The 6,882-nt window shown below is 72.0% G+C and carries 8 protein-coding genes; 2 read left to right on the top strand and 6 right to left on the bottom strand.

The annotated features are described in order from the left end of the window. Both VMR86_16870 and thiO read right to left on the bottom strand, forming a co-directional pair. Positions 1 to 1,079, bottom strand: a 1,079-nt coding sequence (locus tag VMR86_16870; GenBank protein ID HTO08722.1) for a Zn-dependent alcohol dehydrogenase, incomplete at its 3' end; no start/stop codon positions are given. Beyond that, positions 1,076 to 2,221 (bottom strand): glycine oxidase ThiO, encoded by a 1,146-nt coding sequence (gene thiO, locus VMR86_16865; GenBank protein ID HTO08721.1) that lies wholly within the window; start codon positions 2,219 to 2,221, stop codon positions 1,076 to 1,078. The genes thiO and VMR86_16870, both read right to left, overlap by 4 nt. Before the next feature lie 32 nt (positions 2,222 to 2,253). On the opposite strand from thiO, the gene VMR86_16860 reads away from it, so the two are divergent. Beyond that, positions 2,254 to 3,138, top strand: coding sequence for an alpha/beta hydrolase (locus tag VMR86_16860; protein ID HTO08720.1), 885 nt, complete (start codon positions 2,254 to 2,256; stop codon positions 3,136 to 3,138). Here the strand turns inward: VMR86_16860 and VMR86_16855 are convergent. Beyond that, positions 3,131 to 4,309, bottom strand: coding sequence for an acyl-CoA dehydrogenase family protein (locus VMR86_16855; protein ID HTO08719.1), 1,179 nt, complete (start codon positions 4,307 to 4,309; stop codon positions 3,131 to 3,133). The genes VMR86_16860 and VMR86_16855 overlap by 8 nt on opposite strands. A gap of 221 nt (positions 4,310 to 4,530) precedes the next feature. Between VMR86_16855 and VMR86_16850 the strand changes: the two genes are divergently transcribed. After that, positions 4,531 to 5,073, top strand: coding sequence for a hypothetical protein (locus VMR86_16850; protein HTO08718.1), 543 nt, complete (start codon positions 4,531 to 4,533; stop codon positions 5,071 to 5,073). Here VMR86_16850 and VMR86_16845 read toward each other — a convergent pair. The 3 genes from VMR86_16845 to VMR86_16835 are packed head-to-tail and all read right to left on the bottom strand — an operon-like array spanning position 5,051 to position 6,851. Beyond that, positions 5,051 to 5,611 carry a class I SAM-dependent methyltransferase gene (locus VMR86_16845; protein HTO08717.1) on the bottom strand — a complete coding sequence of 187 codons (561 nt, stop codon included), beginning with the start codon at positions 5,609 to 5,611 and terminating at the stop codon, positions 5,051 to 5,053. The two genes, VMR86_16850 and VMR86_16845, sit on opposite strands and share 23 nt — an antisense overlap. A gap of 8 nt (positions 5,612 to 5,619) precedes the next feature. Then, positions 5,620 to 6,429 (bottom strand): enoyl-CoA hydratase-related protein, encoded by an 810-nt coding sequence (locus VMR86_16840; protein HTO08716.1) that lies wholly within the window; start codon positions 6,427 to 6,429, stop codon positions 5,620 to 5,622. Continuing rightward, positions 6,429 to 6,851, bottom strand: coding sequence for a GNAT family acetyltransferase (locus VMR86_16835; GenBank protein HTO08715.1), 423 nt, complete (start codon positions 6,849 to 6,851; stop codon positions 6,429 to 6,431). The genes VMR86_16840 and VMR86_16835 overlap by 1 nt, the downstream gene beginning before the upstream one ends. Positions 6,852 to 6,882 lie beyond the last annotated feature (31 nt).

Here is a 6,882-nt window from a genome sequence, read left to right as displayed (position 1 = left end):
GACATCATGATGACTTGGCGCGCGACTTCGCCCTTCTCGAGCGCCGCGAAGGCGTCGTTCACGTCGGCGAGCTTGATGCGTTTGGAGACCAGGTCGTCGAGGTTGAGCTTGCCCGCGAGATACATGTCGACGTACTTCGGCATGTCGGTGCGGAAGCGGTTCGAGCCCATGCTCGAGCCCTGGATCTTCTTCTCGAACAGGAAGTCCACGCCCGGCAGCTCCACCTTCTGGCCCAGCGGGATCATGCCGATCACGGTCGCGGTGCCGCCGTTCTTCAGCATGCCGAACGCCTGCTCCGCGGCGATCTTGAGCCCGATGGCCTCGAACGAGTAGTCGACCCCGCCGCCGGTCAGGTCCTTCACCTGCTGGACCGGGTCACCCTTCTTCGGATTCACGGCGTCGGTCGCGCCCATCTTGCGCGCGAGCTCGAGCTTGGAGTCGAGCATGTCGACCGCGATGACGCGGCCCGCGCCCGCGATCGACGCGCCCTGCACGGCCGAGAGACCCACGCCGCCGCAGCCGATCACCGCCACGGTCGCGCCGGGCGGGACCTTGGCGGTGTTGAACACCGCGCCCACGCCGGTGGTGACTCCGCAGCCGATCAGCGCCGCGCGGTCGAGCGGCATGTCCTTGGTGATCTTCACGATCGCGTTCTCGTGCACCAGCATCTGCTCGGCGTACGAGGACAGGTCGAGGAACTGCCACACCGGCTTCCCGCCCTGCGAGAGGCGCGGCGGGTCGGTGTGCTTGCGCCGCGTGTCGACCTTGGTGCACAGCGCCGGCCGGCCCGAGAGACAGAACTCACAGTGACCGCAGAACACCGACAGACAGGTGATCACGTGGTCGCCCGGCGCCACGTAGCGCACCTCGGAGCCCACCTGCTCGACCACGCCCGCCGACTCGTGACCCAGCACCGCGGGCATGGGGTACATGTACGAGCCGTTCTGGAAGTGCAGGTCGCTGTGACACACGCCCGCGGCGACGGTGCGCACCAGCACCTCGTGCGGACCCGGCTTCGAGACCTCGATGTCTTCGATCACCAGCGGCTTCTTCACTTCTCGCAGCACTGCGGCCTTCATGAGCTCCTCCCGGACGTTGGCTCGTCGAGGGACGGATTCTCCCTTCTGTGCCGCGCCGGGTCAAAGGGCGCGAGCCCGGGCGGGCGCCGCCCGTCGAGAATCTCGTCGGCGAGCGCCGCGCCGGTGAGCGCAGCGAGCAGGATGCCGTTGCGGAAGTGGCCGGCGGCGAGCCAGGCGCCGGCGACGCCCGGTGCGGGTCCGATCAGCGGAAGCTCGTCGGGGCTGCCGGGCCGAAGACCCGCCCAGACCCGGAGCAAGGTCGCGGCGCGCAGCTCGGGCACCAGCGCGAACGCACCCGCGAGCAGACCCGCCGCGCCGGCGGCCGTGGGCCGTGCGTCGAAGCCGGCGTGCTCCACGGTGGCGCCGACGCGCAGCTCGCCGTCGGGCCGGGGCACGAGATAGGCGTCGTCGCTCCACAGGATGGGCCCCCCGCGCCGGCCCGCGGCGTCGAGCGCCAGCATCTGGCCCTTCACCGGAGTCACCGGCACGGCCACGCCGAGCCAGTCGCCCGCGCGGGCCGCCCATGCGCCCGTACACAGGATGGTGTCATGCGCGGGAAGCTCTCCGGCGGCGGTGCGCACGCCGGTGACTCGCGCGCCGGCGCGCACCAGGCCCATCACCTCGACGCCCGTCTCGATGCGCGCCCCGCGGCGGGCGGCCGCTCCCGCGTACGCGCGCGTGAGCCGCGCCGGGTCGACGTGGCCCTCGCGCGCCGAGTGCACGGCGCCCGCGAAGCTCCGTCCGATGCCGGGCTCGAGCTTGCGCAGCTCGCCTGCGTCGAGCCAGCTGCAGCCGGCCGCCTCGAGCGCCCGCGCGTGACCGCGCAGCGCGCCGGCTTCCGGCTCGCCCGCCACGCGCAGCACGCCCGAGCGCACGAGCTCGGGATCCACGCCCGAGAGCGCGCGGAGCTCGTCGACGTCGCCCTCCAACGCACGCAGTGACTCGAGCCCGGCCGCGAAGATCGGCCCCGCGCCCCAGGTCTCGGCGATCGGCGCCAGCATACCGGCCGCGGCGCCCGAGGCGTGCGCGCCCACGGCGTCGCGTTCCAGCAGCACCACAGAGGCCCCGTGGCGCGCCAGCGACCAGGCGCACGCGGCGCCGATCACCCCGCCGCCGACCACCGCCACGTCCGCTGCGCGCATCGGGGCGAGGCTACACCGTAGAATGCCGCGCCGTGACCCGACCTCCCGAGATCGAGCGCGGCAAACGCTTCCTGCCCGAGCGCGGCCTGGCGCTCAACATCGTCGACTTCGGCGGCGACGGCCCGCCGGCCCTGCTCGCCCACGCCAACGGCTTCTGCGCCGACGTGCTCGGCCCCCTGGCCGAAGGCCTGTGCGCCCGCTTCCACGTGTTCGCCTACGACGCCCGCGGCCACGGCGACTCCGACAAGCCGGCGCCGCCCGGGCCCTACGCCTGGGTCGAGTTCGCGCTCGACCTGTCCGCGGTGGCGGAGCGAGTGCTCGGGGAGACCGGCGCGGCCCGGTTCGCGCTGGGCGTGGGTCACAGCTTCGGCGGCACGTGTCTCATGAACGCGACCGCGCGCGAGCCCGAGCGCTTCGAGCGCATCGTCCTGCTCGACCCCGTGATCGTGCCCCCGCCCGCCGACTTCCCCAACGCCGATCCCTTCCCGCGCGGACCCAACGTGGCCGCCGACATCGCGCGCAAGCGCACGCACGTGTTCGCCTCGCGCGCCGCGCTGCGCGCCCGCTGGCGCGAGAAAGGAACCTTCGCCGACTGGGACCCGCGCGCGCTCGAGGCCTATCTCGCCCACGGCTTCCACGACCGGGCCGACGGGCAGATCGAGCTGGCGTGCCCCGGCGAGATCGAGGCGGCCGTGTACGAGGCCGGCCGCGGCTTCGACGCCTGGAAGGACGCTGCCGCACTGACTCGTCCGGCCCTCTACCTGCACGCCGGCCGGGGCAGCTTCCCGGGCGCGCTGGTCGACCGGCTCGTGGCGCTCGCGCCCACGATCGAGCGCGAGACACTGGACGACCCGCACCTGATGGCGATGACCGACCCCGACGGGATCGCGCAACGCGTGCTCGAGTGGCTCAGATGATCGGCGAGGCCGGGTCGAGCCCGAACATGATCCGGCCGATCACCTCGTAGCGGCTGCTCGACAGGATGACGTGCTGCGAGAGCGTGTGCAGGTCCCGCCAGCAGCGCTCGAGCTCGTGCCCCGCGCTGACCGCCGTCATGCCCGCAGCCTCGTGGACCAGGTCGATGGCCTGCGCGCACAGCTTGACCGCAGTCACCGAGGCGAGGCGCGCGGCGGCGCGCACCTCGAAGTCGAACTCACCACCCGCCTCGCCTCGGCGCCAGAGCTCGTCGTTGGTGGCGAACAGATAGGCGCGCGCCGCGCGGACCGCACCCGCGGCCTGGGCAACCTGGACCTGGGCGATCGGCCGGTCGCGCAAGCTCGAGCGCATGCCGACCGGCACCTTGGTGCGCGCGAGCTCGGTCAGTGCGTCGAGCGCGTGCTGCGCGACGCCCACGGCGACGGAGGCCAGCGCGCCGCCGAGCTGGGTCGTGAGCGGTATCTTCGAGAACGCGCCGCCCTTCCAGCGCGATTCGGGATTGGCCCAGTCGTAGGTGAAGGCATCGGGCACGAACACGTCCTCGAAGGTGCAGTCGTGACTGCCCGTGCCTCTCATGCCCGAGACCCGCCAGGTGTCTTCGAACCTGGCGTGCGCGATCGGAAAGATCCCCGTGCGCAGGCTCGGCGCGCCGTCCACGAGCACGGGCTTGCCGTCGCGCATGCGCAATCCGGCAGCCGTCATCCAGGTGGCTTGCGCCGATCCGCTCAGGTACGTGCCGCGGCCGCTGAAGCGGTAGCCGCCCTCGCACTCCACCGCCCGGGTGGTCGCGGGATTCAAGGTTCCGACCATCACGGCGCGCGGGTCGCGGAAGATGGTCTCGAAGGCCTCGCGCTCCGTGAAGTGGGCGAAGATCGGCGCGTCGGCACAGATCGCGAGGTTCCAGGCGGTCGAGGCGTCGATCCGCGCCATCGCCTCGAACACGCGCAGTGACTCGGGAATGCTGAGCTCGCTTCCGCCCAGGCTGCGCGGAAGCAGCATGCGGAAGAGCCCGGACTGGTGGAGCGCCTCGACGATCGGCGCCGCGAGCCGCGACTCCGCTTCCGAGCGGGCGGCGTGCTCGCGCACCACCGGCTCGAGCGCCTTCACGCGCTCGAGGTAGTCGGCCACACGCTCGGAGACTGCCTCGGCCACCGCGGTCATTCTACTCCGGCTCTCCCACTCGAGCGTCGCAGCGCGCGCGCAATCGCCCTTCCCCGAACGACCCGGATCCTGTGATCATGTCCGCGAGCGGACCTCGAAAGCGCATGTCCACGAGAGGAGATGATGGAGGTGCTGAATCTCTGGGTGGCGCAGGGCGTGCAGGCGTCCAACCTCGCCCTGCCGATCCTGGCCGAGGAGCTGGGTGACTCGCCATGAGCACGATCGCCAGAGTCACTCGAGAGCTGATTCGCGAGATCGTGCCCAAGGTGTTGTTCTTCTTCGCGGCGTTCCTGCTGCTGTTCGTGTTGTTCAAGCTGTTCGTCGAGCAATACTCGATCGGGTTCGCCGTCTTCACGCGGGCCGCGGTGGCCGCGCTCGTGCTGGGCAAGGTCGTCCCGGTGCTCGACTGGGTCGGCGCGCGCTACGCGGTGGGCAGGGCCCGGCGGATCGTCGCGATCGTGGTCAAGACCCTCGCCTACGCGCTCGTGGTCATTGCCCTCGGCACGGCAGAGCGCGTGTTCGAGGCGTCGCGTCACGACGGCGGCATGGACGCAGGCTTCGAGCAGGTCTGGGCGAATGCCAATCTGAGCCACTTCCTGGGGCTGGTGCTGCTGCTCAGCTTGGTGGTGGGCGCGTATCTCACTGCGCAGGAGATCGACCGCGCGCTCGCACCCGGAGGTCTCTGGAAGCTGTTGCTCGAGCGGCCGCCCAAAGACACTCGCGCGTCTCGAGTCAGCCCGGATTGCGCGCGATGACCCGGGCGAGAAAGGCGTCGCCGCGCCAGTCTTCGCTGTGAGTCACGATCTCGAGCGGGCGGCACAGGCTGAGAAGCTCGCCGGGCTTTAGCAGGAAGCGCGCGCTCGGGTGAGCGTGGCGCTCCAGGTTGCGCAGCGTCGCGATCTCACAGACCAGCACGCCGCCGGGCGCGAGCCGCTCGCTCATGCGCGCGAACAGGTCGCGCTGCAGGTAGTGGAAGCAGCTCACCAGCGCGAATGGACCCTCGGGCAGCGGCTCCTGCTCCAGGTCGAGCACGCGCGTCTCGAGCGCCAGCCCGGCCCGCGCCGCCGCCTCGCGCGCCCGGCGCAACCCCTCGGGCGACACGTCGACCGCGAGTGACTCGAGCCCGCGCGCGGCCCACGCGCGCGCCACGCGGCCGGTGCCCGCGGCGACGTCGAGTGCACGGCCCTGCCGCGGCAGCACAGCGTCGAACGCGTCGAGCCAATCCGGCGGGTCCGCGTCGTGGCTGCCCGCGCGGTGCTTCGCGTCCCAGCGCTCGCGGTCGCCGGCCGCCAACGAACGACTCAGCGCCCCTTCCAGGCGGGCTTGCGCTTCTCGACGAACGCGCGCTGCGCCTCGCGCGCGTCTTCGGTGGCGCGCAGCGGCCGGCCCAGCTCTTCCTGGCGGCGATAGGCCTGGTCGAGCGGCAGGGCCAGGAGCTCGCGCACGCCGCGGCGCGTGGCGCGCACGGCCAGCGGCGCGTTCGCGGCGATCGCATCGGCCAGCTCGAAGGCCGTGTCGAGCAGTGACTCGCGGGGAGTCACGCGGTTCAGGAAGCCGATCTCCGCGGCGCGCGCGGCCGAGATCGGCTTTGCCCCGAGCAAGAGCTCGTGCGCGTGCGCCCAGCCGATCTGGCGCGGCAGGAGCACCGTGGCGTTCCCGGTCGGGTACAGCCCGAGAGCGACCTCCTCCAGCGCGAACGTGGCCTCGGGTACCGCGACCCGGATCTCGCACGCCAGCAGGAGGTCGAAGCCGCCGGCGCGCGCGTGACCGTTCACGGCCGCGACCAGCGGCACGCCGAGGTCGAAGCCCGCGAGCAGCGCGGTCGACACCGAGCGCAGGCCCTCGAAGTCCGCCGGCGCGATCTTCTCGCCGCGCGCCAACGCCTGCGCGACCGGGATGGTCGCGCGCATGTCCATGCCCGAGCAGAACACGCGCTCGCCCGCGCCGGTCACCAGCGCGCAGCGCAGCTCGGAGTCGGCCGCGATCTCGCGCCACGCGCCGGCGAGCTGCGAGAGCATGGCTGGATCGAGTGCGTTGGCGCGCTCCGGCCGGTCCAAGGTGACCAGCGCCACGTGCGGGTGCTCGGCCGGTCGCTCGAGCCGGACCGGCATCAGCGCTCGTCGCTCTCGAGTCTCTTGCCCAGACTCACGGCCTCGTCGCGTTGGAAGCCGAGCCGCTCGTAGAAGCCCAGCGCCGCAGCGTTGTCGTTCCGGACCTGCAGATTGAGCTTCGGGCAGCCCGACGCGCGCAGCCGCGTCTCCACCTCGGCCATCAGCGCGCGCCCCAGCCCGCCCCGCCGCAATGACTCGTGCACCGCGAGATAGTTCACCCAGCCGCGGTGACCGTCGTAGCCGGCCATGACCGAGCCCACGATCTCGCCGCCCTCCTCGGCCACGAGAAACAGCTCCCGCTGCACGCGCTTCTTGCGCGCGATGTCCTTGCGCGGGTCGTTCCAGGGCCGCACCAGCCCGCAGTGTAGCCAGAGTGCCACCACCCGTTCTTCGTCCGAGTCCGCGAACGCGCGGATCCGCATCAGTGGTGGAACAGGCGCAGGCCCGTGTGGA

The sequence above is a fragment of the Myxococcota bacterium genome (genome assembly GCA_035498015.1).
In the GTDB taxonomy this organism is placed as follows: domain Bacteria; phylum Myxococcota_A; class UBA9160; order SZUA-336; family SZUA-336; genus VGRW01.
Note: the sequence above shows the minus strand (reverse complement) of the source record. Positions and strands in the feature narration are given on the sequence as shown.